This window comes from Flavobacterium plantiphilum (genome assembly GCF_046000495.1).
GTDB lineage: Bacteria > Bacteroidota > Bacteroidia > Flavobacteriales > Flavobacteriaceae > Flavobacterium > Flavobacterium plantiphilum.
In genome coordinates this window covers 568,346-594,365 of the sequence record NZ_JBELQA010000001.1, presented here as the reverse complement: position 1 = coordinate 594,365, position 26,020 = coordinate 568,346, and the positions used below count along the sequence as shown (strand labels likewise).

Annotated in this window: 25 protein-coding genes and 1 tRNA gene; 10 read left to right on the top strand and 16 right to left on the bottom strand. The window is 34.1% G+C overall.

Translation table 11 applies throughout. The annotated features are described in order from the left end of the window. Positions 1 to 7 precede the first annotated feature (7 nt). The 9 genes from traJ to ABS764_RS02480 all read left to right on the top strand — a co-directional run bounded on the left by traJ (position 8) and on the right by ABS764_RS02480 (position 6,475). Positions 8 to 1,204, top strand: coding sequence for a conjugative transposon protein TraJ (traJ, locus tag ABS764_RS02520; RefSeq protein WP_408079628.1), 1,197 nt, complete (start codon positions 8 to 10; stop codon positions 1,202 to 1,204). Between the two features lie 21 nt (positions 1,205 to 1,225). After that, positions 1,226 to 1,846 (top strand): conjugative transposon protein TraK, encoded by a 621-nt coding sequence (gene traK / locus ABS764_RS02515; RefSeq protein WP_408079626.1) that lies wholly within the window; start codon positions 1,226 to 1,228, stop codon positions 1,844 to 1,846. Positions 1,847 to 1,859: 13 nt separating this feature from the next. Then, complete coding sequence (locus ABS764_RS02510; RefSeq protein ID WP_408079624.1) at positions 1,860 to 2,333, top strand: hypothetical protein; 474 nt, start codon at positions 1,860 to 1,862, stop codon at positions 2,331 to 2,333. A gap of 28 nt (positions 2,334 to 2,361) precedes the next feature. Next, complete coding sequence (gene traM / locus ABS764_RS02505) at positions 2,362 to 3,666, top strand: conjugative transposon protein TraM (protein ID WP_408079622.1); 1,305 nt, start codon at positions 2,362 to 2,364, stop codon at positions 3,664 to 3,666. A gap of 12 nt (positions 3,667 to 3,678) precedes the next feature. Continuing rightward, complete coding sequence (traN, locus tag ABS764_RS02500; RefSeq protein WP_408079620.1) at positions 3,679 to 4,521, top strand: conjugative transposon protein TraN; 843 nt, start codon at positions 3,679 to 3,681, stop codon at positions 4,519 to 4,521. 27 nt (positions 4,522 to 4,548) lie between these two features. Then, entirely contained in the window at positions 4,549 to 5,349 is an 801-nt protein-coding gene (locus tag ABS764_RS02495; RefSeq protein WP_408079618.1) for a hypothetical protein, read from the top strand. Between the two features lie 6 nt (positions 5,350 to 5,355). Beyond that, positions 5,356 to 5,634, top strand: coding sequence for a hypothetical protein (locus ABS764_RS02490; protein ID WP_408079616.1), 279 nt, complete (start codon positions 5,356 to 5,358; stop codon positions 5,632 to 5,634). Positions 5,635 to 5,680: 46 nt separating this feature from the next. Continuing rightward, positions 5,681 to 6,121, top strand: a complete 441-nt coding sequence (locus tag ABS764_RS02485; RefSeq protein ID WP_408079614.1) for a hypothetical protein — start codon at positions 5,681 to 5,683, stop codon at positions 6,119 to 6,121. 63 nt (positions 6,122 to 6,184) lie between these two features. After that, on the top strand, positions 6,185 to 6,475 hold the full coding sequence (locus tag ABS764_RS02480) for a helix-turn-helix domain-containing protein (protein ID WP_408079612.1): 291 nt from the start codon (positions 6,185 to 6,187) through the stop codon (positions 6,473 to 6,475). A gap of 49 nt (positions 6,476 to 6,524) precedes the next feature. Here the strand turns inward: ABS764_RS02480 and ABS764_RS02475 are convergent, their stop codons facing one another. From ABS764_RS02475 to ABS764_RS02400, 16 genes are all read right to left on the bottom strand, one after another. Beyond that, a complete protein-coding gene (locus ABS764_RS02475; RefSeq protein WP_408079610.1) occupies positions 6,525 to 7,778 on the bottom strand; it encodes a type II toxin-antitoxin system HipA family toxin in 1,254 nt (417 codons plus the stop codon). A gap of 59 nt (positions 7,779 to 7,837) precedes the next feature. After that, positions 7,838 to 8,176, bottom strand: coding sequence for a helix-turn-helix domain-containing protein (locus ABS764_RS02470; protein ID WP_408079608.1), 339 nt, complete (start codon positions 8,174 to 8,176; stop codon positions 7,838 to 7,840). Between the two features lie 77 nt (positions 8,177 to 8,253). Beyond that, the gene (locus ABS764_RS02465) at positions 8,254 to 9,474 is read right to left on the bottom strand and encodes a site-specific integrase (protein WP_408079606.1); all 1,221 of its coding nucleotides are present in this window, start codon (positions 9,472 to 9,474) and stop codon (positions 8,254 to 8,256) included. Positions 9,475 to 9,737: 263 nt separating this feature from the next. Further along, positions 9,738 to 9,825, bottom strand: a tRNA-Ser gene (locus ABS764_RS02460). A gap of 158 nt (positions 9,826 to 9,983) precedes the next feature. Further along, entirely contained in the window at positions 9,984 to 11,117 is a 1,134-nt protein-coding gene (gene ribB / locus ABS764_RS02455) for a 3,4-dihydroxy-2-butanone-4-phosphate synthase (RefSeq protein WP_408079604.1), read from the bottom strand. Next, positions 11,104 to 12,588, bottom strand: coding sequence for an LptF/LptG family permease (locus ABS764_RS02450; RefSeq protein WP_408079602.1), 1,485 nt, complete (start codon positions 12,586 to 12,588; stop codon positions 11,104 to 11,106). The genes ribB and ABS764_RS02450 overlap by 14 nt, the downstream gene beginning before the upstream one ends. 8 nt (positions 12,589 to 12,596) lie before the next feature. Continuing rightward, positions 12,597 to 13,238, bottom strand: coding sequence for a LolA family protein (locus tag ABS764_RS02445; RefSeq protein ID WP_408079600.1), 642 nt, complete (start codon positions 13,236 to 13,238; stop codon positions 12,597 to 12,599). Between the two features lie 4 nt (positions 13,239 to 13,242). Next, positions 13,243 to 15,684: a DNA translocase FtsK gene (locus ABS764_RS02440; RefSeq protein WP_408079598.1), complete on the bottom strand. Its 2,442-nt coding sequence runs from the start codon at positions 15,682 to 15,684 to the stop codon at positions 13,243 to 13,245. Positions 15,685 to 15,707: 23 nt separating this feature from the next. Further along, entirely contained in the window at positions 15,708 to 16,082 is a 375-nt protein-coding gene (locus tag ABS764_RS02435) for a diacylglycerol kinase family protein (RefSeq protein WP_408079596.1), read from the bottom strand. A gap of 11 nt (positions 16,083 to 16,093) precedes the next feature. Further along, on the bottom strand, positions 16,094 to 16,591 hold the full coding sequence (gene tpx / locus ABS764_RS02430; protein WP_408079594.1) for a thiol peroxidase: 498 nt from the start codon (positions 16,589 to 16,591) through the stop codon (positions 16,094 to 16,096). A gap of 188 nt (positions 16,592 to 16,779) precedes the next feature. Then, complete coding sequence (locus tag ABS764_RS02425; RefSeq protein ID WP_408079592.1) at positions 16,780 to 17,037, bottom strand: DUF6952 family protein; 258 nt, start codon at positions 17,035 to 17,037, stop codon at positions 16,780 to 16,782. A gap of 84 nt (positions 17,038 to 17,121) precedes the next feature. Beyond that, positions 17,122 to 17,430 (bottom strand): thioredoxin family protein, encoded by a 309-nt coding sequence (locus tag ABS764_RS02420; RefSeq protein WP_408079590.1) that lies wholly within the window; start codon positions 17,428 to 17,430, stop codon positions 17,122 to 17,124. A 187-nt stretch (positions 17,431 to 17,617) separates the two neighbouring features. Beyond that, positions 17,618 to 18,256, bottom strand: coding sequence for a peroxiredoxin (locus tag ABS764_RS02415; protein WP_408079588.1), 639 nt, complete (start codon positions 18,254 to 18,256; stop codon positions 17,618 to 17,620). Between the two features lie 135 nt (positions 18,257 to 18,391). Then, positions 18,392 to 19,990, bottom strand: coding sequence for a glycoside hydrolase family 3 protein (locus ABS764_RS02410; protein WP_408079586.1), 1,599 nt, complete (start codon positions 19,988 to 19,990; stop codon positions 18,392 to 18,394). Between the two features lie 33 nt (positions 19,991 to 20,023). Continuing rightward, positions 20,024 to 21,295 (bottom strand): MFS transporter, encoded by a 1,272-nt coding sequence (locus ABS764_RS02405; RefSeq protein WP_408079584.1) that lies wholly within the window; start codon positions 21,293 to 21,295, stop codon positions 20,024 to 20,026. Between the two features lie 12 nt (positions 21,296 to 21,307). Beyond that, on the bottom strand, positions 21,308 to 22,843 hold the full coding sequence (locus tag ABS764_RS02400) for a glycoside hydrolase family 10 protein (protein WP_408079582.1): 1,536 nt from the start codon (positions 22,841 to 22,843) through the stop codon (positions 21,308 to 21,310). Between the two features lie 247 nt (positions 22,844 to 23,090). On the opposite strand from ABS764_RS02400, the gene ABS764_RS02395 reads away from it, so the two are divergent. Continuing rightward, a complete protein-coding gene (locus ABS764_RS02395) occupies positions 23,091 to 26,015 on the top strand; it encodes an FAD-binding and (Fe-S)-binding domain-containing protein (RefSeq protein ID WP_408079580.1) in 2,925 nt (974 codons plus the stop codon). Positions 26,016 to 26,020: the final 5 nt, after the last annotated feature.

Here is a 26,020-nt window from a genome sequence, read left to right as displayed (position 1 = left end):
ATATACTATGAAAAAGATAAACAGGATTATTATAGTTATAAATGTTACTCTATTTGGGTCTTTTACTTCGAATGCTCAAAGTCTCGCAGATGAAATGAATGGTCTTCATGCTGTACTCGATCACCTTTATGATGAGATGATGCCTTTGTGTAGTAATTTATTGGGTGTAGGTCAGGGGATCGCTGGTTTTGCTGCTATCTGGTATATCGGTTCAAGAGTATGGAGACATATTGCCAGTGCCGAAGCCATTGATTTTTACCCTCTTTTCCGTCCGTTTGTTATTGGTTTCTGTATTATGATTTTTCCTTCGGTACTGGGTCTAATTAACGGAGTGATGAAACCTACTGTCACCGCTACTGCATCGATGATGGAAGGATCCAATAAAGCCATTGCAGTTCTTTTACAAAAAAAAGAACAGGCGATTAAAAGCACCGATACCTGGCAGATGTATGTTGGAGAGTCAGGAAGTGGAGATCAGGAACGGTGGTATAAATACACACATGATAATGCCGATTCATCAGATGAAGGCATGTTTGAGGGTATTGGCAACGATATCAAGTTCGCAATGGCTAAAGCTTCGTTTAACTTTCGCAATTCGGTAAAAGAATGGCTGAGCGAAGTTCTGAGAGTGCTTTTTGAAGCAGCTTCACTTTGTATTGATACCCTGAGAACTTTTCAATTGGTCGTACTCTCTGTTCTGGGGCCGTTGGTTTTTGGTATTGCAGTATTCGACGGCTTTCAGCATACCCTCACGGTATGGTTGGCGCGCTACATTAATATCTACCTGTGGCTTCCGGTTGCTAATATTTTTGGAAGTATTATTGGAAAAATACAGGAAAAAATGCTGCAAATCGATATCTCCCAAGTTAACGATCAGGGAGATACTTTCTTTAGCAGAACCGACATGGCCTATCTCGTTTTTATGATTATTGGTATCGTAGGCTATTTCACAGTGCCTTCAGTAGCTAATTATATTGTCCACGCTGGTGGAGGTGGTGCATTAAGCCAAAAAGTAACCAACCTCTTTAGTAGTTCCAGCAGTTCTGCAGTTAGTGCAACATCAGCAGGAATAGGCATGGCAGCAGATGTGATGGGTAATGCTGCGGGACGTATGTCTCACAGTATGTCTGGTAATCAAACTTCATCCCCTTATTTTGAAGAGAAAGACAGTTATATGGGAGGGAAGTTAAAAGGAAATTCCTAATAACTATTAAATGAAAATATCATGTTTACGAAAATGAAAAATATAGACACTGCTTTTAGACAACTGCGCCTTTTTTCGATGTTGGTTATTGTAGGATGTATAATGCTAAGCTGTTTTGCAGTCTACAAGAGTTTTAATCTGGTTTCTAAGATGCAGTCCAAGATTTATATTCTTGCTAACGGTAAAGCATTGGAAGCCTACTCGTCAGATCGAAAGGATAATATTCCAGTGGAAGCCAAAGACCATGTAAAAACCTTCCATAAATACTTTTTCACACTCGATCCAGATGATAAAGTGATAAAGGATCATGTGACCAAGGCACTTTATCTGTCAGATGACAGCGCCAAAAGAGTCTATGATGACTTAAAAGAAAATGGTTACTATGCAGGGATTATTTCAGGAAATATCAGTCAGACGATAGCGGTGGATAGCATCACAATTGATATCAATGTTTATCCCTATCATTTTAGATGTTTTGCTATTCAAAATATAGTAAGGGCTACAAGCATCGTTCATCGAAGTCTGATTACAGAAGGGAGTCTGCGCAATGTATCCCGAAGTGATAATAATCCACATGGCTTTCTAATCGAACGCTGGAATACCATTGAGAACAAAAATCTGAGTACTGAAAATAGAAAATGATAAAATGGACATTATGCGATTTTTATTCAAACGAAGAAATAAAACACCAGAATCGAATGACGCTTTAAACCTTAATAGTCTGGCAATCTATCTGGAGAAAGGTTACTTGTATGCGCAAAGTAAATGGGCTGAGTGGATGACAAAGCAAACGGCAAAATTATCGATTAAAAACCAACGGGCTGTTTTTGCACTCTTTATTATTTGTGCTAGTGGCTACAGTATTTATTTGATTTGTATGAGTTGTTCAGGGACTGATTCCAATAGAATACCAGTGACACCTATTGTCAAACCAGTAAAGACTTTTGAAGCTGATGATGCCCTATCCTATAAGAACAATGCTATCAGTAAAAATGAATTCAATCAAGCTATTTACTTAAGTGCTTACTTGGATAGTTTAGCCAGAAGTCCAACAGCTAAAAAAGTAATAGATAGCTTGGCAGATAAACATCCAGAATTGTTAGACAGTCTTGCAGAGATAGAAAACTAATATCAATCTAATTTTAAAAATGATTACCATGGAAAATAAGAAAAAAACAATACAAATGCTCAGACAGCGCAAGTTGTTTTTAGTTGCCCCTTTATTGACTTTGCCCTTTATTACCATATTGTTTTGGTTACTCGGTGGAGGGAAAATGCAAGCCACTGATACGCAATCACTCCCGGAAAAAGGATTTAACATCCATCTTCCCAATCCTAAATTTGAAGAGACTGTCTCTTTAGATAAGATGAGTTATTATGATGCAGCAGCGTTAGATTCGGTAAAACTTGATGAACTCATTAAGAAAGATCCCCATTATGTACGACATTCCTTTTTAGCTGATTCAATTGAATTTGCAAACGAAATTAGCGGAGGTAATGAAAATTCAAAAAAGGGAACAACAGGTTTAAATACAGTTGTTTACCTTGATCCAAATGAAGAAAAAGTATATGCGAAATTGGCAGCACTTCAAAAGGTTATAAACCAGCCGGTACAAATACCAAAACAACAAAGAAATGATGTTGAATATGGAGAACCAGGTGTTTCAGCTATGAATTCAAAGGATGTGGATCGATTGGAGCAAATGATGCAAGCCATGAATGAATCGGATGTGGAAGATCCCGAATTGCAAAAACTCAATGGAATGCTTGAAAATATATTGGACATCCAACATCCAGACCGTGTGCAGGAAAAATTGCGAAAGGCTTCAGAAGCCAACAGAGGTCAAGTTTTTTCGATAAGTACCAAAGAGAAGGACGACTCAGTTACTTTGCTAAAAAATACCAACAAATCAATTGTCAACGAGATGCAACCAAAATCTAATGTATTTTATTCTTTTGAAGAAACTCAAAATACTCAAAATACTCAAAATGCAGTTGAAGCGGTGATTCACGAAACACAAACTGCGGTAAATGGCTCAACCATACAGTTACGACTAACTAATGCAATCTTCATCAATGGGGTACTGATCCCTAAAGATCATTTCCTTTTTGGTATTGCTTCATTAAAAGGGGAAAGGTTGGCTATCAGTATCAACAGTCTTCTATATAAAAATTCCATATTTCCAGTTGATCTATCGGTTTATGATCGGGATGGCTTAGAAGGTGTTTATATTCCGGGAGCAATTAGCCGTGATGTAGCAAAAGCTTCTGCAGATCGTTCGATACAAACGTTGGGAGTTACTTCGCTTGATGATTCCTGGGGTGCTCAAGCGGCAGGAATGGGGATTGAAACTGCCAAAAATTTTTTAAGTAAAAAAGTTAAGCTCGTGAAAGTTGTATTAAAGGCGGGTTATCAGGTACTTATTTATGATGAAAACCAAAAACAGAAAAGCACCAACTAAAAAAGTAGAAATATGAAAAAGACTAATGTAATGGTAATGATGGCTGTACTGTTTTTTACCCATGTATTTGGACAGCTGCAAGTAAATAGGAATGATTCCTATATAATTAAACAGGATTCACTGGTTATTGCTTACTCTAAAACAACCAATATTGTATTTCCAAATTCGATACTAAGTGTGGACAGAGGCAGCAGTGATGTATTAGTCCAAAAAGCAAAAGGAGTAGAAAATATTCTTCAGATAAAAGCTGCTCAACATGATTTTACAGAAACCAATCTTACAGTGGTTACAGCTGATGGTCAACTCTATTCTTTTGTGGTGAGTTATAATGAACAGAAGCCAATACTGAATTTGGTAGTGGGACAGAAAACTTCAATTTCAAAACATCCAGGTTCAACAAACGCAGAAAATGAAGCAGAACTAAAATCGTATTCAGAAGTGGTATTTTATGAAAAGGAAAAATTACGCAATGTAAAAGATAATCAATACAATATAAAACTTCAGTTAAATGGATTATTTATACATGAAAAAGTAATGTATTATAGGGTAAAAATAGCAAACAATTCAAATGTTAGCTATGAAATCAGCCAGTTGCGATTTTTTATTCGGGATCAGAGGAAAGCCAAACGTACCGCCTCGCAGGAAATAGAAATTAACCCATTATACATTTATAATGACATAGAAATAGTAGAAGGGAAGTCGGAGGTTTGCCTGGTATTTGCTTTACCAAAAATTACAATACCAGATAAAAAATATCTTTCGATACAGCTAATGGAAGAGCGGGGAGGAAGGCATTTAGAACTTCAGCTGAAAAACAAAAAATTAATGCAGTTAGCGGTATTGCCAGCTTTGTAAATATTTAATCATTTAAAATCAATAGTCATGAACGAGAAAAATTTTGAATACCTGAGAGATCAGGTAAAGTACAGCGGTTTTGGAGAGGGATTAGAAGGAGCCTTAAAAGAAAACCTAAAGGAACAGCAGCCTGAATTTAAACTAAAGCATCAGGCTACTTATGGTGACACGACTGCCAACGTTACGCTCAATTTTAAGAAATCGGAGCAAAGCGATATGTATTTTTTTAATTCTTACAAAATGGATCTCTCTAAAGAAAATACAAAGGAATCTTTAGAGCAAACTTTTTACATCAACAAAGGCAACAATATCACGATGAAGGAAGCTTATAATTTAATGGAAGGCAGAGCGGTTAACAAAGACCTCACAAATAAAGAGGGGCAATTGTATAATGCCTGGGTCCAAATGGATTTTAAGGAAGTCGATTCCAATGGCAATTTTAAGCTAAATCAGTATCATCAAAACTATGGATACGATCTTGAAAATGCTTTATCCAAACACCCTATTAAAGAACTTGAGACTCCTAAGTATAAAGAAGACCTTATGGATTCTGTAAGAAAAGGGAATCGTCAATCAGTTACTTTAGTGAAAGACGGAAATGAAATCAAGCAATTCGTAGAAGCGAATCCTCAATTCAAAACAATCAACCTTTACGATGCCAATATGAAGCGGATCGATAACCGTCAGTCAAAAGAGGAGAAACAAACTGAAGGAGAAACTAAGTCGTCTAAACAAGAGGCTAAAAGGCAAAGTCAAAATGATGATACCGACAGCCCGGAAGTACCACAAGAAAAAAAAAGAAGAAAAAAACAATCTAATTCAATGTAATCACTGATGAAAACTTTAAACCCCTTATCTCATTTCTTTTCAGCAATTGAAAACGATTATAGAATCAGTAATACGCATATTGGTATCTATGCCGCTTTGTTGCAGTTTAGGACTGATAAGGGGTTTATTAATCCCATTGAGGCATTTAGTTATGAAATCATGCCTATTGCTAAGATATCTGCACCATACACCTATCATAAATGTGTGAAAGAGTTAAGTGAATATGGGTATATCAGGTATGAGCCATCTTTTAAAAATAATCAAAGAAGTAAGATTTATTTTTAATCACCTTTATAGCAATCGCAAGTCTAATATGTAAAGTGACAGAACTATGAAAAAGTTAACCTATGAAGAAATACCTGATGCAGTACTGAAACTTGGTGAGAAGATAGAGTGGATCGAATTGTTGCTAAAAAAGAACTTTTACATCCATAAACATAATGATAGATCTCGGAATCATTTGGTAAAAGAGCAATGCTCTTCGAGTTTCAACAAAAGCGATTTGGCACATTTTTTTTATATTTTGATGGATGAGAATATTTTATTTTTTGGGGACGATAAAAGAGAAAAGTATAATAGAAGCAAAATGCAACAGTTTATCGAAGAGAATTTTACCTATAGTGGGGATGCGGGCTTGCAGACTAAAATAGAGACCATTAGTAAACAATTCTCTGAATCGAAGGGCTTTACCTACCGAGAAAAACAATTACGATTTTTGGATAAAATTATTGGGATATTTCAAAGACGAAGAGAAAACGTAGCAGCTAGATAGCTTTTAGCCTTGAAATTTCAAAATGAATTATTTTTAACTTTTATTACGATAAAACTTTTCATCATGTCAAAACAAACGAACAAAGATAAAATTTCTACTATAACTGCAATGAAGCAATTATTAGATCCATTGTATGTCCGACTGGAAAAAATCGATTTTAAAATAAAAGCTCAGGATCTAAGAAGGTCTGTTCGATATTATAGGAATGAGGACTTAAAGAAAATATTCGGACTGTCGAATAATACTATTATTAAATACCGTCAAACAGGAGTGCTGCCATATACTAAATTGGGAGATATTTATTTGTATGATACGGCTGTTATAGAAAAAATACTTAATGAAAATAAGCAATAAATATTGAGTATGATTGCGAAGGATATTCGCCATAAAGAAAATGCTAGCCTTATATTTGAAAAAAGGCTTTACTCATCAACTCCTGCTCACTTTTTGAAATCCCTATTCCTTTGGCTATGGTTTTCCAGTTACTTGTTGCTTGAAGAACTTCCTGTATAATAATTTCCATTTGTTGTTTGTTTAAACGGAAATATTCGCCTACACTTTTTACCAGTTCAAGATCAAGGTCATTATTGTCCATATCAATGTTTAAAGCTAAGCCGTCTTTGTCAATTGATGGGTTAAGATCATATGCTGGTGATAGTGTCCAGCCTTCTTTAGTTAGTACGAAACCATGATTTCTTAAATGGTCATCAGTATTGGAAATTACAATATTAAAAACAATTCTACGCCATAGTTGGTGGAGATTAGCTTCTACATTTGCGCCATGATTACTGATAAACTCGGCAATGTCTAAATAGCTTGCCTGATGATCTCGAATAGTATCTTCATTATTCGCAGTTAGGGTCATTGCTGATGCAAAATGAATGCGTTTTCCATTTTCTCTATCAAAACGCTGGGTAAAGAAAGTATGATGGTTGCCTATAATTTTTTCTATACGGCTAGGTGCCATGTTAATTCCTGCATTGGTAGCTAGTTGATAAGCTAAAAATTCCCAGGCTGCTTTGTCTATGGTATCTGTTTTAGAAGGAAATTTAGCAATCCAAAGGCTTTTATCACTGTCTAAAATGTTAGCTTTAGGTCTTGCTCCACCTAATGAAGAACCTGGAGCCATAAGTATTGTTAGCCATTTACTGACTTCTTCATTGTCGTTGTCATTTTCGAAAAGAGATGCCGCATTTTGTAATTCCCGTATTGAGGACCAAGGAGGGGTCGGTGTGGTTTGATTGTTATCCAAAAAATCACCATTAGGGTCCGTTTTAAAACGTAATGCACCCATTCGGCTTTCGTCATACACACCTAAAAGAAAATCAATATCGTAGAGCGTTTTCGGTTTTTTGTTATTTTTCCTTGCAAGCTGGGCTTCTCTTCGTTTCATTAAAGTCCGTCCCCAAGTGTCGGGCATGCTGTCCAGAAATATACCAAAATTTTCTTTTTGATTGGGATATTGTTTACCACCGTATAATTGAATATCTGGGTCGAGTATAAATTTTTGTTCTGATTTAAGCCACTCTTTATCGTATTCAAAACTGAATGCTTTTTTACCTTTTGCCTGTTGTGCAGATAAGATGCCAATGATTTTTGGTTCAGACATTTCTTCCCAATGTGCATAAACGTATATATTGGTTTTGTTGGTGGACATTTTAGCTAATTTAAATTATTGGATTATTTAGGGAGTATACTTCGTTTCACATCAAGCTGTTATTTTAGTAATTCAAGATCTTGCAGTTTTCTTCCTAGTTCATCATCTGAAGCGAGTTTAAGAAAATCATCTTGTAACCCTAATACTCTTAGAACATTAAAATAAGCACCAATAGCAACGCTAGGATTTCCTTTTTCTATTTGATATAAAGTAGTCCTAACAATGCCAGCTCTTTCAGCTACTTGAATAGTAGTTAATTTTCTTCTTTTTCTGGCTAACTTTATGTTTTCTCCCATTTGTTCTAAAGTCTTTTGATACTGAGGAAAAATGGTTTGCTTTTTTCTGTTCATTTTGATTAAATGTTCGTTATTATAAACAAAATTAATATTTATGTTCATAATAACAAACATTTTTCATCTAATTGTTTTTGTATAACACTAGTGCAGGCTTATTAATTACTTAGTAAATACGCTTATCAGCTATATTTTTGTTTTAGTCTTGACATGTCTTCCATTACATTTTCATCTAAGACTTTAGCATAATGTTGAGTTTGCTTAATATTGGTATGCCCCAACATTGATGAAACATTTTCTATTCTGACACCATTTGCCAGTGTAACGGTAGTCGCAAATGTATGTCTTGCAACATACCAGGTCAGTTTTTTGTCTATTGCGCATAAATCGCCAATCTCTTTGAGATAAGCATTCATTTTTTGATTGGATATTTGAGGAATTAATCCAATCTGTTGGTTTTTGTATTTGTTTATTATTTTAAGAGCCGGTGGCAGAAGAGGTACGTTGGCCTTAATTGCTGTTTTCGCTCTGTTGGTCATAATCCAAAAATTATCATTGTTATCTTGGAAAATATTACTTGAGGTAAGATTTAAAGCATCTACAGGCGCATATCCAGTATAGCAGCTAAATAAGAATATATCTTTGACCTTCTCCAGACGTTCAATAGAAAATTTTTTATTTTCAATGCAATCTAGCTCTTGTTGGCTAAGAAATACAGCATCTTTTATGTTAAGTTTTCCGGTATAGAGATCAAAAGGATTTTTATCTATCAGCCCCATTTTGACGGCGTGATTACAGCAGGTTTTATACATTCTCATGTATTTGACTACAGAATTGTTTTTGATGCCAATTCTGCCTTTAAAATCACTTTCATATTTTAGGAATGATTCGAGATTATATATAAAAGCGCTGGAAATTTCATTTGATGGAAGGTTTGAGATGTTATATTGTTTTTTCATGAAAGTAATAAGTAATTCTTTAGAGCGTTCATATTTTTGGAGCGACGCTTTAGAGCGTTCATCTCCATTAACTTTCCGTTCAAAGTATTTATTATGTTTGTCTAAAATTTCTAATATACTTACTTCCTTGATTTTTGGGTCAGTTTTACCCGTAAATTCGGTTTTTAGTAATTGCAATGAAATGTCTAAACCTTCTTTGATCATTTCGTTGAATTTTTTTTCAATGTTGAGTTGAAAAAGATCCAGACTATGCTTGATAACTTTTTCCTTTTCAATTTTTAGTACGTTTCTTAGGTTATTGGTGAACTGCCATCTTTCTTTTAAGATTGATCTACCAGTAGCCATAGTTGTGGATTTTTGGTTGTAGGAAATGCGGGCAAAAATAGGAGACTCTCCTTTTTTGTTGTCTTTTCCTGATTTAAGATAGAAGATAATTTTTAACATGACTTCTTGTTTTTAAATTAATATTCAAATTGATTTAAAAACTTTGAAAGTGTCCAGTGTTTACAGGGAATTCCCGAGGAATTCTTCTGATTTAGTGACCCTATTTTTGCTAAAAAAGGCATAAAATAAAATAGGGTCACTAATAGGGTCACTGTTCTTTGATAAAATATGTGTTTTTTGACGTATTGCAAAAAACAAAAAAGCCTTTAAATACTAGTATTTAAAGGCTTTTTGACTTTTAAAGTTTCTTTTGAAACTTCATCTGGCGGAGAAAGAGGGATTCGAACCCCCGGACCTGTTACAGTCAACAGTTTTCAAGACTGCCGCATTCGACCGCTCTGCCATTTCTCCAGTATGTCTCTATCAATTCGTGATTGCGAGTGCAAATATAGAACCTTTTTTTATTTAAATCCAAACAATTTTAGAAAAAAAATCAGCTATTTTTTGATAGCTGATTTAATGGTTTTATTATGTGTTAGTTACGTATTAAATATTTTTTAAATAAATAATTAATAGTTTACATATTCGGTTATTTCTAAGCCATAACCAATCATTCCAACACGTTTTGTTTGTTCTGTATTGGATACTAATCGGATTTTTGAAATATCGATATCGTGTAATATTTGTGCCCCAATTCCGTAATCTTTAGTGTCAATTACTACTTTAGGTGCTTTCATAGTTCCTTCGGATTGTAATTCTTTTAATTCGGTAATACGGCTTAATAAGTTTACAGCTGACATATCCTGATTGATGAAAATAACTGCTCCACGTCCGTTTTCATTAATTATTTTAAACATAGCATCCAGTTGTTGGTCTACGTTATTAGTTAATGTCCCTAACAGGTCATTATTGACCTGAGAAGAGTGGATCCGGGTTAAGATAGGTTCTCCTAAATTCCAGTTTCCTTTGGTTAATGCAATATGAATTTGCTTATTTGTAATTTGTTCATAAGCTCTTAAACGGAAAGTTCCAAAACGGGTATTAATGTCAAAATCTTCTTTTTTTACAATAATACTGTCATGCTGCATTCTGTAAGCGACAAGAGCTTCAATGGAAACCGTTTTTATATTGAATTTTTTCGCAATTTTGATTAATTCCGGTAAGCGAGCCATAGTACCATCTTCATTCATTACTTCTACAATCACACCAGCGGGTTTAAAACCGGCTAATCGGGCAAAATCTATGGCAGCTTCGGTATGACCTGTTCTTCTCAATACACCTCCTTCTTTTGCAATTAAAGGAAAAATATGTCCCGGTCTGGCTAAATCATGTGGTTTTGTAGAAGGATCGGTTAGAGCAACAATAGTTTGTGCACGGTCAGAAGCTGATATTCCTGTTGTAACTCCTTTTCCTCTTAAATCTACCGAAACAGTAAAAGCTGTTTCCATAGGATCGGTATTATTATTTACCATGACGTTTAATCCTAATTCTTTACAACGGCTCTCGGTCAGGGGAGCACAAATAAGTCCGCGTCCGTGAGTAGCCATAAAGTTGATCATTTCTGGAGTAGCTTTTTCTGCAGCAGCTAGAAAATCACCTTCATTTTCTCTGTTTTCATCATCAACAACTAAAATTATTTTTCCTTGACGAATATCTTCTATAGCTTCTTCAATTGTGTTGAGTTTTATTTTATTTTCGCCCATTTTCGGTTGCATTTTTTTTGTTAGGTGTAATTTTGTATAGTAGTTTTTGTAGTGTTTTTTGAATAGGTGACAGGATTACATCCATATTGATTAATCCGATGTCGTTTGTTGCACGGTAAGTTAACAATATAGCTAATGGTGTAAGTACAATCGAAGACATCCATGCTCCCATAAAAGGAGTCATTCCGTTTTCCTGAGCAAATCTTTTTCCAAATGTATTGATAAAGTGAAAAGTGATAAAAATTAACACAGCAAAAATAATAGGTAATCCTAATCCGCCTTTTCTAATAATTGCGCCTAGTGGTGCCCCAATGAAAAACATCATAAGGCAGGCATATGCTATAACAAATTTATCATACAAAGCCAGCAGGTGATTATTGATGTTTTTTTGCTTTACCTGCAAGTTGATTTTGCTTCCGTCAATGCTGTATCCAATACTGCTTAGATTACTGCTCGCAGTACTCAATAGTTGTGATTTTTTATTTTTATCATATAAAGACAGAATATCCAGAGGAAGTTTTTTTCGCTTATTAACTACTTCTTTGCCGCCCACATCATTGAAAGTTTTATCTTCTATTGTAGTTCTCTGGTTTATATTTTCGGAATAAGAAGCAAGTTCTGTTTTGTAATTTTTACTGAGCGAATCTAAGGTGTAATTCAATTCATTTACAGTAAGCATGGTATTAGAGTTATTTACTTTTTCATCATCAACATCTACATTATTTAATTGTGACAAGTCAATATTTATAGTATATTTTTTAAAAGCGCTTTTAGCAAATGGAAGTTTTTTTCGATCTGTATATTTTTTAGGTGTAATATCTTCGTAATAATTACCATTGTTTAAAACAAGCTGTAAAATACTTGATTCTTCACTACTTATAAGTTCTCCGTCTTTAGCTTTAATAACTGTTTTACTTCCGTCGCCATTCATAGCTTTTTTATGAATAGTAATTCCGGTTAATTTGTTTCCGTTTTCACCTGATTTTTTATTTACCTTAATATTGTAATATCCTACTTCGCTAAACTGACCTTCTGTGATAGCCATTGCAGGTTTTAATTGTGCAATATTTTTTCTGAAGTTAATAAACTTGTACTCGGCAAAGGGAATCACATTATTAGCAAAAAAGAAAGCTATAATACTTAACAACACGATAAATACGGTAAGACTTCGCATGGCTCTTTGTAAAGAAATACCGGAGGATTTCATGGCAGCAAATTCATAATTTTCGGCAAGATTTCCAAAAGTCATAATAGATGCCAGTAAAACCGATAAAGGAAGCACTAATGGAACAATCCTAGGCATAGAAAACATCAGGAACTTAACTATTAAAGGCAAGTCTAAATCTTTCCCTGCAAGCTCCGCAATAAAAAGCCAGATGGTCTGAAGTATGAATATAAAAAACAAGATTACAAATACCGTAGTAAATGTAATCAGGAATGTTTTTAATAAGTATTTATCGAGAATTTTCACGTACTGAATTAATCTAATTTATTGATGTAGTAATTAGGATATTTATTAGCTACAAAGGTAAATTGATTTTTTGATAAAGGTTGATTGGTTTTAAAAGAATTAACGGTTAAAGTTGTTTTTGTTCCTTTTTTGCCAGTTTCAATCAAATTATATATGTGTTTGGTCTGAACATCAATTCCTAACAATATTTCCTTTCTTTGATCTTTAGGATCTGTAGGAATTAATTTGATATATTGTATTTTTCTTCCTCTAACATTTTGCAGAATATTCATCGAATATTTGTAACCACTATTAAAGAATGTCAGCATTTTTGAAGGTGTAATGGCGCTATCATCTTTTTCATTTACTGTAGAGATATTGATTTCTTCATCTTCAGGAATTATGGTGTACGTTTTTTTACCATCATATATTTTTGTGATACCCATAAAATTCAATACGTATTGATTTCCTTTTAAGGTTACATTTCCTTTACTGTCCTGATTAATATTTTCTTTAGCATTATTAAGTGAATATTTAAAATCGATTACAATATTATTATAACTTTTTACTTTAGCTGTCACCTGATCCAAAAGGCTTTTTGCCTTTTTATCCTGAGCCTGAACAGAAAAGGAGATTAATAAAATAAATGCAATTTGGATAAACTTTTTCATTGTGTTAATTATTTTCTTCATTATTAAAAAACTGATCAAGAGCATGCATGTCCGGAATGTTTACACTGCGGGCTTTACTTCCTTCAAAAGGACCTACAATTCCTGCGGCTTCTAATTGGTCAATTAATCTACCAGCTCTGTTGTAACCTAATTTTAACTTGCGTTGCAATAAGGATGCCGAACCTTGTTGAGCGTTTACAATAATTTCGGCCGCTTCTCTAAACAGAGTATCTCTTTCAGAAATATCCATATCAAGATTGATGCCATTTTCTTCTCCACCCACATATTCCGGTAGTAAATACGCTGTGGCATAAGCCTTTTGTGAGCCTATAAAATCAGTAATTTTTTCTACTTCGGGAGTGTCTATAAAGGCACATTGTACACGTACCACATCGTTTCCGTTAGTATATAATAAATCTCCGCGACCAATTAACTGATCGGCTCCCTGAGTATCCAAAATGGTTCTGGAATCAATTTTAGAAGTTACTCTAAAAGCAATTCGGGCGGGGAAATTCGCTTTAATCAAACCTGTAATTACGTTTACCGAAGGTCTTTGGGTAGCAATAATCAAGTGGATACCAATAGCACGGGCTAACTGCGCTAAACGGGCAATAGGAACTTCAACTTCTTTTCCGGCAGTCATAATCAAGTCGGCAAACTCATCGACAACCAGAATGATATAAGGTAAAAAGCGATGTCCGTTTTCAGGATTCAGTTTTCGGGATTTGAATTTTTCGTTGTATTCTTTAATGTTACGAACCATTGCATCTTTTAATAAAGAATAACGGTTGTCCATTTCTACACAAAGGGAATTCAAAGTGTTGACTACTTTAGCATTATCAGTAATAATAGCATCTTCTACATCCGGAAGTTTGGCTAAATAATGTCTTTCAATTTTATTAAAAAGAGTAAGTTCTACTTTTTTAGGATCAACCAGTACAAATTTGACTTCTGCAGGATGTTTTTTGTATAAAAGCGAAGTTAAAACGGCATTTAAACCCACCGATTTTCCCTGACCTGTAGCTCCCGCCATTAAAAGGTGAGGCATTTTGGCCAAATCAACAACAAAAGTTTCGTTTGAAATGGTTTTTCCAAGAGCAATTGGCAATTCCATTTCTGCTTCCTGAAATTTAGTAGAACCTATAACTGATTTCATTGAAACCATAGTAGGATTCTTGTTAGGAACCTCGATACCAATAGTTCCTTTTCCCGGAATAGGTGCAATGATACGAATTCCGAGTGCCGAAAGAGAAAGTGCAATATCGTCTTCTAAGCTTTTAATTTTAGAAATTCGAATTCCTGCTTCCGGAACAATTTCGTATAAAGTTACCGATGGTCCTACGGTTGCTTTAATCTGGGCAATTTCAATTTTATAATTGCGAAGTGTATCTACAATGCGGTTCTTATTTTCTTCTAATTCTTCCTGATTAATGGTAATTCCTCCGGTTGAATATTCTTTTAATAAATCAATGGTTGGGTATTTGTAATTAGATAAATCCAAAGTAGGATCAAATAATCCAAAGTCAGCAACTAATTTTGAAGCCAGGTTTTCTTCTAAAATTTCTTCTTCGGGAGCCGTTTCTATCAAAAATTCATCATTAGCTGCAGTTGGAACAACAGCAGGAGTTTTTTCAATGGAAAGTGGTTTAGAAACCGGATCCAGATTAATCTCAGATGAATGACTAATTGTAGGTTTTAAAGCTTCTTTGTTAATTTCGAATTGTGATGGTTTAGATTCAGTTGTCTGTTTTAATTCAGGTTCTTCTTCTGTAATGGCAAATTCTTCTAAATTATAGGCATTATCTGTTTTTGAAAAGGCGTCATTGTTTTCGGCAGGAATAATTTCTTTTTTAGTATTTTCAAAAAAAGACTGAATCTTTTCAGGAGATATTTTTAATTTGAAAATAATATAAACAATCAGTCCGAATATAAGCAACAATAAAGTTCCTGTTTTTCCAATATAATCCTGAAGAAATAGATTTAATTCGTAACCGATTATTCCGCCTAATTCGGGTAATGAAGTAGCAAAAAAGCCAAACAAAACAGATAAATTAATCATTACAAATAAATCCCAAAACCAGATATTTTTTAATTTCCGGCCAGAAATACCAAGTACCAAAAAGATACCACTTAAGAAAAATAACCGGACAAATAGGAAAGAGGCCAGACCAAAACCTTTATAGATAATTAAATCGGCCAGGAAAGCTCCAAACTTTCCCAGCCAATTTTTTACTGTTTCTGTTCTGTCAGATAATTCCAGAACAGCACTTTGATCTGTTTGTCCATGGATATAGAAAGATGTAAAAGCAACCAGTAAAGCAATAGAAAATAATACTAACAAACAGCCCAAAATAGTTTTTTGCTGTTTAGATATTTCCCATGATTTAAAAACTTTAGCCTTGGTGTTTTTGTTTTCTAAAGTTTCTTTTTTTGTTGTTTTTGCCATTCTATAATGTAACTAAACCTCTATTATATAAAATGAGGTACGTATATGATTAAACCAATAATTATTGCAGTAATTGCAGCAAAAAATACTGCACCAGCGGCAATATCTTTTATAAAACCAATTCTTTCATGATAATCCGGATGAATAAAATCGGCTACTTTTTCAATTGCTGTATTTAGTCCTTCGATACTTAAAACTAAACCAATTGCAAATGTCTGAAACAACCATTCAGTATGAGAAATCCCGACTAAAAATCCAGCAATAGTGAGTAAAACTCCCAGAGAAGTCTGAACCATTATACTGTGTTCGGTAGTGATTAGTTTGATACAGCCTTTTAAAGCATAACTAACACTTTTTAATCTTCCGGTAAGAAAAGTATTGTCTTTTTGAAATGCCATTCAATAAGAAATTAAAGTACTGCTAAGGCAGCTTCATAATTTGGTTCGTTTGCAATTTCACCTACTTGTTCAGTGTGTAAAATTGTTCCTTCAGCATCAGTAACAATTAAAGCTCTGGAATGCAGTCCCGCTAATGGTCCGTCTACAATTTCTAATCCGTTTGCTTTTCCAAAACTTCCATTCTGAAAGTCAGATAAATTAACTACATTTTCGATTCCTTCAGCTCCACAAAAGCGTTTTTGAGCAAATGGTAAATCTCTTGAAATACATAAAACAGCAGTGTTGTCAAGTCCGGCAGCAGCTTCATTGAATTTCCTTACTGATGTAGCACAGGTTCCTGTATCGATACTTGGAAAAATATTTAAAACTAATTTTTTTCCGCTAAAATCGCTCAAAGAAGCAACAGAAAGATCGTTTTTTACTAATTTAAAATCGGCAAGTTTCGAACCTACTTTTGGTAATTCTCCTGCAGTGTTTATTGGATTTCCTCCTAATGTAATTGAAGCCATATTTAATTTTTTTAATGAGCTTCAAAAGTATGAAATTTATTTAAGAATTAGGATTACTGCTTTAAGATTTTAAGTTAAAGGGGTGTTATTTTTAAGAGGTTCTCTTTTATACAAAGAGCTGTAAAAGCAAAAAAATGCAACTGTTTGAGATGCATTTTACTTGCGTGTTTCTATAAAAAAAATAAAAATTATTTATCAATGGAACCCATTACTCTTTTCATAAAAGTATTAAGAGCTTCTTTTTTATCGGTTCCGTTTTTAACCAGTTTATGTACTTCAAGGGCACCGTACATATTCGAAATTAATTCGCCTATAACATCTAGCTCTTCATCTTTTAAAGATGAAATTTCGGTCATAGCCTCCAGAACTTCAATTGTTTCGATAATATAATCCTGATCATTTTCTTCAATAAACTGAGTCAGGTGTTTTATTACAGGTAACTTCATTTTTAAGTTGTTTATTTGGTTATTTGTTGATGCGTATATTTGAAAGTTAATTATAACGATTAACCGAATTAACAAATTACCAAATTATACAATTTCGTTTACTAAATCAATTAGTACTTCTTGCTTGTTGGTTTGTGTTTCGTTTACCAGTTTTCCGTTTACAAAAGTAGCAAAGGTTGGTAAGTTACTTACATTAGCCAGTTTTCTTGATTCCGGAAAATTTTCAGCATCAACAAGAGCAAAAGTGATAGCTTCATTTTCGGTAGCCAGTTTTTTAAATTTTGGTTTCATAATACGGCAGTTACCACACCATGAAGCTGAAAATTGAACAACTACTTTTTCATTTTCATTAACTAAATTAGCTAATGTATCTTCGTTTAATTCTATTAACATTTTTCTTTGAGTTTATAAGTTACTAAGTTTCTGAGTTGCTAAGATTTTTATAATTGTTTTCTAATCATATTGGCTTAGCAACTTAGAAACTTTTGACTTAATTTTTATAAGTTGTAATTTGGAAGATTAGATTTAAGTTAAAAGCTTAGATACTTAATAACTTAGAATCTTAGTGACTTCTAAAAAACTAGTTTGCGCTCAAGTAAGCAGCAGTACTGTTTCTGTCAGCAGACATAGCTTCTTTTCCTTCTTCCCAGTTAGCAGGACATACTTCACCTTTTGTTTGTACGTGAGTGTAAGCATCTACTAAACGCAAATATTCGTTTACGTTACGGCCTAATGGCATATCGTTAACACTTTCGTGGAAAATTTTTCCGGTTTCATCAACTAAATAAGTGGCTCTGTAAGTTACGTTAGAACCTTCTACTAAATACGTATCAGCATCTTCATTGTAAGCACCAGCTTCTGCATCTAAGATACCTAAAGCAGCAGATAAATTTCTGGTTGTATCAGCTAAAAGTGGGTAAGTAACTCCTTCAATTCCACCGTTGTTTTTTGCAGTGTTTAACCAGGCAAAATGTACTTCGTTAGTATCGCAAGAAGCTCCAATTACGATTGTGTTTCTTTTTTCAAATTCCGGTAAAGCTGCCTGAAAAGCGTGTAATTCTGTTGGACAAACGAAAGTGAAATCTTTTGGGTACCAAAACAAAAGTACTTTTTTGTTGTTGTTTACTGCTTCTTCAAAGATGTTGATTTTTAAATTATCACCCATTTCTGAGATTGCATCAACTGTAATGTTTGGGAATTTTTTTCCTACTAATGACATATTATTTGTTTTTAAAGTTATTATTTGTTGAGTGCAAAAATAAGCCTTAAAAAACGTTTATGGTAATAGTAGTTGATTATTAATATTTATTTAATAATAACTTTTGGTTATGGTCGCATAAAAAGCAAGTTTAAATTATTGAATATCAATTGCAACGGGTAATTTTCCGCTACATTCATAATTAAACAAAAGTTGATTAGCTGCGTTAATTTGGAATTCTTCAAAATCCTGATAGACTTCAATCACTCTTAAAGCTTTTTTTAAATTAGGAATTAAAGGTAAAGCATACGGATTTCCAAACAGATAAATCAGACATTTTTTGTTTTCTAATAATTTTTTGAATAAATCGAAAACAGCATCGTCAATTTCAAATTTATTTAGGGGTTTTGCCTTTGGAACAAATAAAGAAATGATAAGATATTCAAAATTACTGATGTTTTGTTCGAAAGCTACAAAGTCAAAATCATCAACAGATTCGATGTTAAATTGTTCGCTGTTCCATGCTGTATGGATCGTTTCAGCAAATTCATTTTTAGCTGGTTTGTATAAAGAAAGTTGGGCGACTTTTTGTTCTTGGTTTGCTTTTTTCAGACTTTCAAAATCGATGTTGTCAATTACTTTGGTGATACTGTTTTTAGCTATTTTCGAATTAAGATTTGCTGCTTTTTCAAAACTTAAAGAGCAGTTATTTGACACAGAAGTATTGAATAAGCCTACTTTTTCTTTGCATTGCCAAATTCGCTTAAAGCTTTCGTTAATGCGTTCTTCTGAAGCATTTTCTATAATAGCCTGAATGCCTTCAGGAACATTCTCGGCAAAGCATAATATATCATTTCCTGCATTAAAAGCTTCCCATTCCAGTTGACCTTTTATTTCATATAATTTAGAAACACTGTGCATATTCAAAGCATCCGAAATGACCAAACCATCATAACCCAATTGTTCTCTCAATAATTTCTGAATAATGTTTTTTGATAAAGTTGCCGAAGTGTCTTTTCCTTCGTTTAAAGCCGGAACTGCTAAATGTCCAATCATAATCGAATCGACTCCGTTTTCGATTCCTTTAATAAACGGATACAATTCGTTGGCTGATAATTGCTCTAAGTTTTCTTCTAAAACAGGTAATCCTAAATGAGAATCTACATTGGTATTTCCGTGACCCGGAAAATGTTTTAAACACCCTAAAACACCTTCATCACTCATTCCACGTAAATATTCCAGCGCAAAACTGGCAACTTTTTCTTTGTTTTCACCAAAAGAACGATAACCAATTACAGGATTATTTGGATTATTATTTATATCAGCCAATGGAGCCAAATTATAATGAATTCCCGCCGATTTTAAGTCGGATGCAATTTGTTTTCCAACTTCGTAAACCAACTCTTTTTGCTCTTCCCGCAAAGCACCTAAAGTAATCGCATAAGGATATTGCGGCGTTTTTTCGACACGCATGGCAAGTCCCCATTCGGCATCTATACTCATTAAAAGTGGAGTGGAAGCACATTTTTGATAACGAACAATCAATTCTTTTAAGCGGTTATAACTGTTATCGTTAAATTCAATTTTTTTCTTCGATTCATAATTGGTAGCAGCACTGGCACGACTATGAAAAAAAGTCAGTCCCCCAATATTGTATTTTTTAATCATTTCTTCCATTGCCAGAATGTTTTCTTCAGTATCATTGATAAAAACGGCAGGGAAAAAGAATTGTCCTATTTTTTGTTTTAAAGTCATGAAGTTGTGTTATATCAGTCTTTTTTCTTTACTCTATTCTCTAGCTTCTTTTTCTTTCTTCCCAAAATCCTTTGGATAAACTAAAAATCTAGACAAAATTAATCCCGGAATTGTAGCGATTAAAACCCAAATAAAGAAATTAACATAACCTAAATATTCCTGAATGTATCCGCTCAACATTCCCGGAAGCATCATTCCTAATGCCATAAAACCGGTAGCAATAGCATAATGGGATGTTTTGGATTCTCCTTCGGCAACATAAATTAAATACATCATAAAAGCAGCAAAACCAAATCCGTAACCGAATTGTTCTAAAATAACTACCACATAAATATAATAAACCGAACCCGGATGAAAATGTGCCAATAATACAAAACCAATAATTGGCAGATGCATCGTTAAAATCATGGGTAACATCCATTTTCCTAAACCGTGTTTCGAAATAGCTATTCCGCCCAGAATGCCGCCAATTGTAAGTGCAATCAATCCGAAAGTTCCGTAAATGATTCCTACGTCTTCAGTTGCTAATCCCATTCCGCCCACATCAATTTTATCAACTAAAAACGGAGTCAGCATTTTTAATAATTGTGATTCTCCTAAACGAAATAAAAGAATAAAAGCTAATATCAATCCGATTTGTTTTTTCTTAAAAAAACTGGCGAAAACAGTAGCAAAATTTTTCTCTTCTGTTTCTCCTGCTTTAATTGGTAATTCCGCTTTTGGAGTAGCAAAAAAGTTGTAAACCGTTAATAAACTCATTACTAATCCAACTAAAATCATGGTGTAGGACCAGGCTTTTTGATTGTCGCCATACAAATGTTCCAGATAACCTGCAAAAAGGATGATTAATCCGTTTCCGGTTAGCATCGATGCTCTGTAAAAAGTACTTCGGATTCCTAAAAAAAAAGATTGCTGATCTTTGGTCAAAGCCAATAAATAGAAACCGTCACTAGCCACATCATTAGAAGCCGAAGCGAATGCTGCAACCCAAAAAACAGCCAGACTCATTATGAAAAACTGACTCGTTGGGATGATAAAACCCACAATCAAAAAAGCTATAGAAATTAATAATTGCATACTTAAAAACCATTTTCTTTTAGTTCCGTGTAAATCAATAAACGGACTCCATAATGGTTTGATAACCCAGGGTAAGTATAACAAACTGGTGTATAAACCAATATCTTCATTGCTGATACCTAGGTTTTTATACATTAAAACCGAAACAGATATTATAATTACATATGGAAAACCCGATGCGAAGTTTAATAATGGGATCCAATACCACGGATTATTGTTTTTTTGCATGTTTGTTAGGTTTTAATTGTTGACTTTCAATAAAGTGGCCTGGCTTTCATTTCCAAAATAATCCACAAAAGTCACTGCGCAATTGTTATGTCTTTCCAGATATAATTTTGGAATAGTAATCGTAATGCTGTCTTTGGTCTCGCTAAAAGCAATTTTATCAATAATCTGGCTTGGATTATTTACATCAATGCGGTTTTTATTAGTAGAGCCGTAAACAATGACATAGCGAATTTTACTCTGTGTTGGAAAATCCAGTGTTACAATAGTATTTGCTGTTTGATTGTTGATATTCGTTATACAGGGGATGTCTAAAACTTCTTTTCTTGAATTTGGTACTACATAAGGTAAAGCGGGATATTGATACTGATTGTCTTTTAATAATTGGGTAACCGCCTGATTTTTATTAACAAACCATTTGGCGCTGAAAAAAGCATTCCCGTTAATGTTTGGATAAGTACGTGTTAAGTCAATCTGATTTGGAATTTCATTGGGATTGAACCATTTTTTATCAGAATCACTGTTGATTTTATAACTTCCGTTTCCTATGTAAAGTGCTGTATTTTTATTAGTATTTTCAGACCACCATTTGGCTAATTTAGCATAAGAAGCTGTTTTATGCTCGATACTCCAATATAATTGCGGCAAAAGATAATCAATATAATTTCCTTCCATCCAGGTCATAGGGTCGGCATATAAATCGTCATAATTCGTTTGTCCTGCCTGAGTGTCAGAACCTCTTGGATCCACTGATTTGTTTCTCCAGACCCCAAAAGGACTAATTCCAAATTGTACCCATGGTTTGATTTTTTTTATCGAATTGTAAGTACTTTGCACGTATGTATTTACGTTGTCACGACGCCAGTCTTCTCTGCTCTGACCGTTTCCATATTTTCTGTAAGCAGCAGTGTCATTAAATTCTTCTCCTTTTATTCTGTAAGGATAAAAATAATCATCAAAATGGATGGCATCTACATCATATTTAGTAACTACTTCATCTACAATATTCATTAAATGTGTCTGAACTTCTGGAAGAGCAGGATTATAATAGTATTTTCCGCCATATTTTATCATCCATTCCGGATGTTTGATTACATCGTGACTTCTGCTTAAAGCGCCAATATTCAAATCCATAGTCGCTCTGTAAGGGTTTAACCAGGCATGAAATTCAAAACCACGTTGATGTGCCTGTGCAATCATCCAGTCCAATGGATCATAAAAAGGGTAAGGAGCTAAACCTTGTTTGCCTGTTAAATATTTAGACCACGGGGCCAGATTGGTAGGATACATGGCGTCGCCGGCACTGCGAATTTGTACAATAACCACATTGTAATTCAGTTTTTTGTAAGCGTCTAAAATTTCAATAAAATCAGCTTTTTGTTTTTCAACAGCATCGGTATTGCTTACCGGCCAGTCAATATTGGCAACGGTTGCAATCCAAACTGCTCTGAATTCATTTTTAGGATTTGATGTTTTGAATTGCGCCTGAGCAACACTAATGGATGCTAATAAAAAAGAAATAAATGAAAATAAAAATAGTTTGCGATTCATTGAATAATATGTTTTTACGGTTACCAAAAATAGTTTTTTTAGCGAAGTTTATAAGATAATTTAAGATTAATTTTCTCCATATTGCTGCATCACAATTTTTTTGCCAAAACTAAAAACGGAATGTTTATTATTATTCGTGTTTTAGCAGCGTATTAAATATTAAATAGTTTATTTTATCATTTTTTAAAAATGGATATATTTATATTTGCCAATAATTTACAAATACCTCCCAAAATAGATTTTTAGTATGTCTGCGATACATTCATTAAAACAATTGTCTGATTCCTTAGAAGGAACGCTTTTATATGACAATCTTTATAAAACATTATATGCTACGGATGCTTCGGCTTATCGAATTATTCCTTTGGCAGTGGCCTTACCTAAAACTACTGAGGATATTGTAAAATTAGTACGTTATGCTATAGAAAATAAAACGACATTAATTCCCAGAACTGCAGGGACTTCCTTAGCTGGACAAACTATTGGTGATGGTATTGTTGTAGATGTGTCTAAATATTTTACAAAAATCATTGCTTTTGATGCTGTTAAAAAAACAGTAAGAGTTCAGCCTGGGGTCATCCGTGATGAACTGAACCTGTATTTAAAACCTTATGGTGTTTTTTTCGGACCCAATACTTCTACTTCTAACCGCTGTATGATAGGTGGAATGGTTGGGAATAATTCTTCGGGGACAACTTCCATTCGTTACGGAGTTACCCGTGATAAAATAGTGGAAATAAAAACAGTTTTAGCAGACGGTTCAACAGCAGTTTTTAACACCATTACTTCGGCTGAATTTATCGAAAAAACCAAAGGTGATTCGCTCGAAAGTTCAATCTATAGAAAATTATACGAAGAATTATCTGTTAAAGCCAATCAGCAGGAAATAATAAACGAATTCCCTAAACCGGAAATTCACAGGCGAAATACCGGTTACGCTGTTGATATTTTATTAAAATCGGATTTATTTGGCGGTACTGAATCTACAATAAATGTTGGAAAACTTCTATGCGGAAGTGAAGGAACATTAGCGTTTACTACTGAAGTTACATTACAATTAGACGATTTGCCTCCAACGAATAATATTATGGTGGTAACTCATTTTGATAGTATTCAGGGAAGTTTAGAGGCAGTTATCGTAGCTATGAAACATCATCTTTACACCTGCGAAATGATTGATGATACCATTTTAGATTGTACGAAACACAATAAAGAACAAAGCAAGAACCGATTTTTTATTCAGGGTGAACCCAAAGCGATTATGATGTTTGAAGTTGCTTCGTACATTAGTATGGAAGAAGCTGAAAAGCAGGCTGATGCTTTGATACAAGATTTGAAAGACAATCAGTTTGGGTATGCATCGGTAAAATTATATGGTACTGATATTGAAAAAGTAAACGAACTTCGTAAAGCAGGTTTGGGACTTTTAGGAAGTATTGTGGGAGATGATAAAGCTGCCGATTCTATTGAAGATACTGCGGTAGAACTGAGTGATTTGCCTGGATATATTGCCGATTTTTCGGCTATGATGCAACGCCACGGACAGGAAGCTATTTATTATGCGCATGCCGGTGCGGGAGAATTGCACCTGCGTCCGGTTTTGAATTTAAAGACTAAAGAAGGCGTTTACCAATTTAGAAATATCGCAACCGAAGTGGCTATTTTAGTCAAAAAATATCGTGGTTCGTTAAGTGGAGAACACGGTGACGGAATTGTAAGAGGAGAATTTCTGCCTTTTATGATTGGCGAAAAAAACTATGAATTGCTTAAAAGACTGAAACTGGTATTCGATCCGTATTCAGTTTTGAATATGGGGAAAATTGTGAATGCGTTAAAAATGGATGAAAATTTCCGTTTTGAAACGGACAGAACAGAACCCGATATTAAAACCATTCAGGATTTTTCGGATAGTATGGGGATTTTAAGAGCTGCTGAAAAATGCAATGGCTCTGGAGATTGCAGAAAATTACCTTCGGCAGGGGGAACTTTATGTCCCAGTTATCGTGCTACCCGTGATGAGAAAGACACTACTCGTGCCCGTGCCAATGCTTTGCGCGAATATTTAACCCATTCGGATAAAGAAAATAAATTTGATCATAAAGAATTATACGAGGTTTTTGAATTGTGTGTGAGTTGTAAAGCCTGTGCAGGAGAATGCCCGTCAAATGTAGATGTTGCAACCTTAAAAGCAGAATTTTTGTATCAATATCAGAAAGCGAATGGTTTTTCTTTTCGAAATAAAATTTTCGCCAATAATGCTAAAATGAATAAGATGGGAAGTATTTTTCCATCATTTACCAATTTTATATCGAATCTTTCTTTTGTAAAAAAAGGAATGGGAGTAGCACAGGAAAGAGAAGTTCCGCTGTTAGCTAGACAAACATTTAGAAAATGGCTTAGCAATAACAATTGTAATGTCAATAGTAATGACAATAAGAAATATCCAAATGGAAAAGTAGTTTTGTTTTGTGATGAGTTTACCAATTATTATGATGTAAATGTTGGGATTGATGCTTTCGAATTATTAACAAAATTAGGATATGAAGTGGTTGTTGTCGAACATGAAGAAAGCGGAAGAGCCTATCTTTCAAAAGGATTTCTGGAAGAAGCTAAAATGATTGCGATAAAAAATGTAGCTACTTTTGCGCCTCTTATTTCAGATGATTGTCAGTTAATAGGAATCGAACCTTCGGCGATATTGACTTTCAGAGATGAATATCTGCGATTAGCAGAAGATAAAACGGCTGCTCAGCAACTGGCAAAAAACGTTTTGACGATTGAAGAATTTTTCAAAAAAGAAATTACAGCAGGAAAAATTCATGCGGGACAATTCTCTACAAATGCAAAACAGATTAAAATTCACGGACATTGTCATCAAAAAGCATTAAGTACCGTTGAAGCTACTTTTAGTATGTTGAATGTACCCAAAAACAATACTGTTACAATATATAATTCCGGTTGTTGTGGTATGGCAGGTTCTTTTGGCTATGAAGAAGAACATTATAAAGTGAGTATGCAAATGGGGGAAGATACCTTGTTTCCCAAAATCAGAACTACGGATGCAGATACGGTTATTGCTGCAGCGGGAACTTCTTGCCGTCACCAGATTTTTGACGGAACCAGCAGAAAAGCGCAGCATCCTGTAACAATTTTAAAAAGTTGTTTGCGATAATTGGA

Bases quoted from the DNA above. Each gene is read 5' to 3' on its own strand.
- traM (WP_408079622.1), top strand. From the start codon at position 2,362: ATGGAAAATAAGAAAAAAACAATACAAATGCTCAGACAGCGCAAGTTG.
- ABS764_RS02470 (WP_408079608.1), bottom strand. From the start codon at position 8,176: ATGAACATAAATATTAATTTTGTTTATAATAACGAACATTTAATCAAA.
- ABS764_RS02425 (WP_408079592.1), bottom strand. From the start codon at position 17,037: ATGAAGTTACCTGTAATAAAACACCTGACTCAGTTTATTGAAGAAAAT.
- ABS764_RS02435 (WP_408079596.1), bottom strand. From the start codon at position 16,082: ATGGCATTTCAAAAAGACAATACTTTTCTTACCGGAAGATTAAAAAGT.
- ABS764_RS02490 (WP_408079616.1), top strand. From the start codon at position 5,356: ATGAAAACTTTAAACCCCTTATCTCATTTCTTTTCAGCAATTGAAAAC.
- ABS764_RS02415 (WP_408079588.1), bottom strand. From the start codon at position 18,256: ATGTCATTAGTAGGAAAAAAATTCCCAAACATTACAGTTGATGCAATC.
- ABS764_RS02400 (WP_408079582.1), bottom strand. From the start codon at position 22,843: ATGAATCGCAAACTATTTTTATTTTCATTTATTTCTTTTTTATTAGCA.
- ABS764_RS02480 (WP_408079612.1), top strand. From the start codon at position 6,185: ATGTCAAAACAAACGAACAAAGATAAAATTTCTACTATAACTGCAATG.
- ABS764_RS02510 (WP_408079624.1), top strand. From the start codon at position 1,860: ATGCGATTTTTATTCAAACGAAGAAATAAAACACCAGAATCGAATGAC.
- ABS764_RS02420 (WP_408079590.1), bottom strand. From the start codon at position 17,430: ATGTTAATAGAATTAAACGAAGATACATTAGCTAATTTAGTTAATGAA.
- ABS764_RS02405 (WP_408079584.1), bottom strand. From the start codon at position 21,295: ATGCAAAAAAACAATAATCCGTGGTATTGGATCCCATTATTAAACTTC.
- ABS764_RS02445 (WP_408079600.1), bottom strand. From the start codon at position 13,238: ATGAAAAAGTTTATCCAAATTGCATTTATTTTATTAATCTCCTTTTCT.
- traJ (WP_408079628.1), top strand. From the start codon at position 8: ATGAAAAAGATAAACAGGATTATTATAGTTATAAATGTTACTCTATTT.
- ABS764_RS02440 (WP_408079598.1), bottom strand. From the start codon at position 15,684: ATGGCAAAAACAACAAAAAAAGAAACTTTAGAAAACAAAAACACCAAG.
- ABS764_RS02485 (WP_408079614.1), top strand. From the start codon at position 5,681: ATGAAAAAGTTAACCTATGAAGAAATACCTGATGCAGTACTGAAACTT.
- ABS764_RS02395 (WP_408079580.1), top strand. From the start codon at position 23,091: ATGTCTGCGATACATTCATTAAAACAATTGTCTGATTCCTTAGAAGGA.
- ABS764_RS02410 (WP_408079586.1), bottom strand. From the start codon at position 19,990: ATGACTTTAAAACAAAAAATAGGACAATTCTTTTTCCCTGCCGTTTTT.
- traK (WP_408079626.1), top strand. From the start codon at position 1,226: ATGTTTACGAAAATGAAAAATATAGACACTGCTTTTAGACAACTGCGC.
- ABS764_RS02495 (WP_408079618.1), top strand. From the start codon at position 4,549: ATGAACGAGAAAAATTTTGAATACCTGAGAGATCAGGTAAAGTACAGC.
- ribB (WP_408079604.1), bottom strand. From the start codon at position 11,117: ATGGGCGAAAATAAAATAAAACTCAACACAATTGAAGAAGCTATAGAA.
- ABS764_RS02465 (WP_408079606.1), bottom strand. From the start codon at position 9,474: ATGTTAAAAATTATCTTCTATCTTAAATCAGGAAAAGACAACAAAAAA.
- ABS764_RS02475 (WP_408079610.1), bottom strand. From the start codon at position 7,778: ATGTCCACCAACAAAACCAATATATACGTTTATGCACATTGGGAAGAA.
- tpx (WP_408079594.1), bottom strand. From the start codon at position 16,591: ATGGCTTCAATTACATTAGGAGGAAATCCAATAAACACTGCAGGAGAA.
- traN (WP_408079620.1), top strand. From the start codon at position 3,679: ATGAAAAAGACTAATGTAATGGTAATGATGGCTGTACTGTTTTTTACC.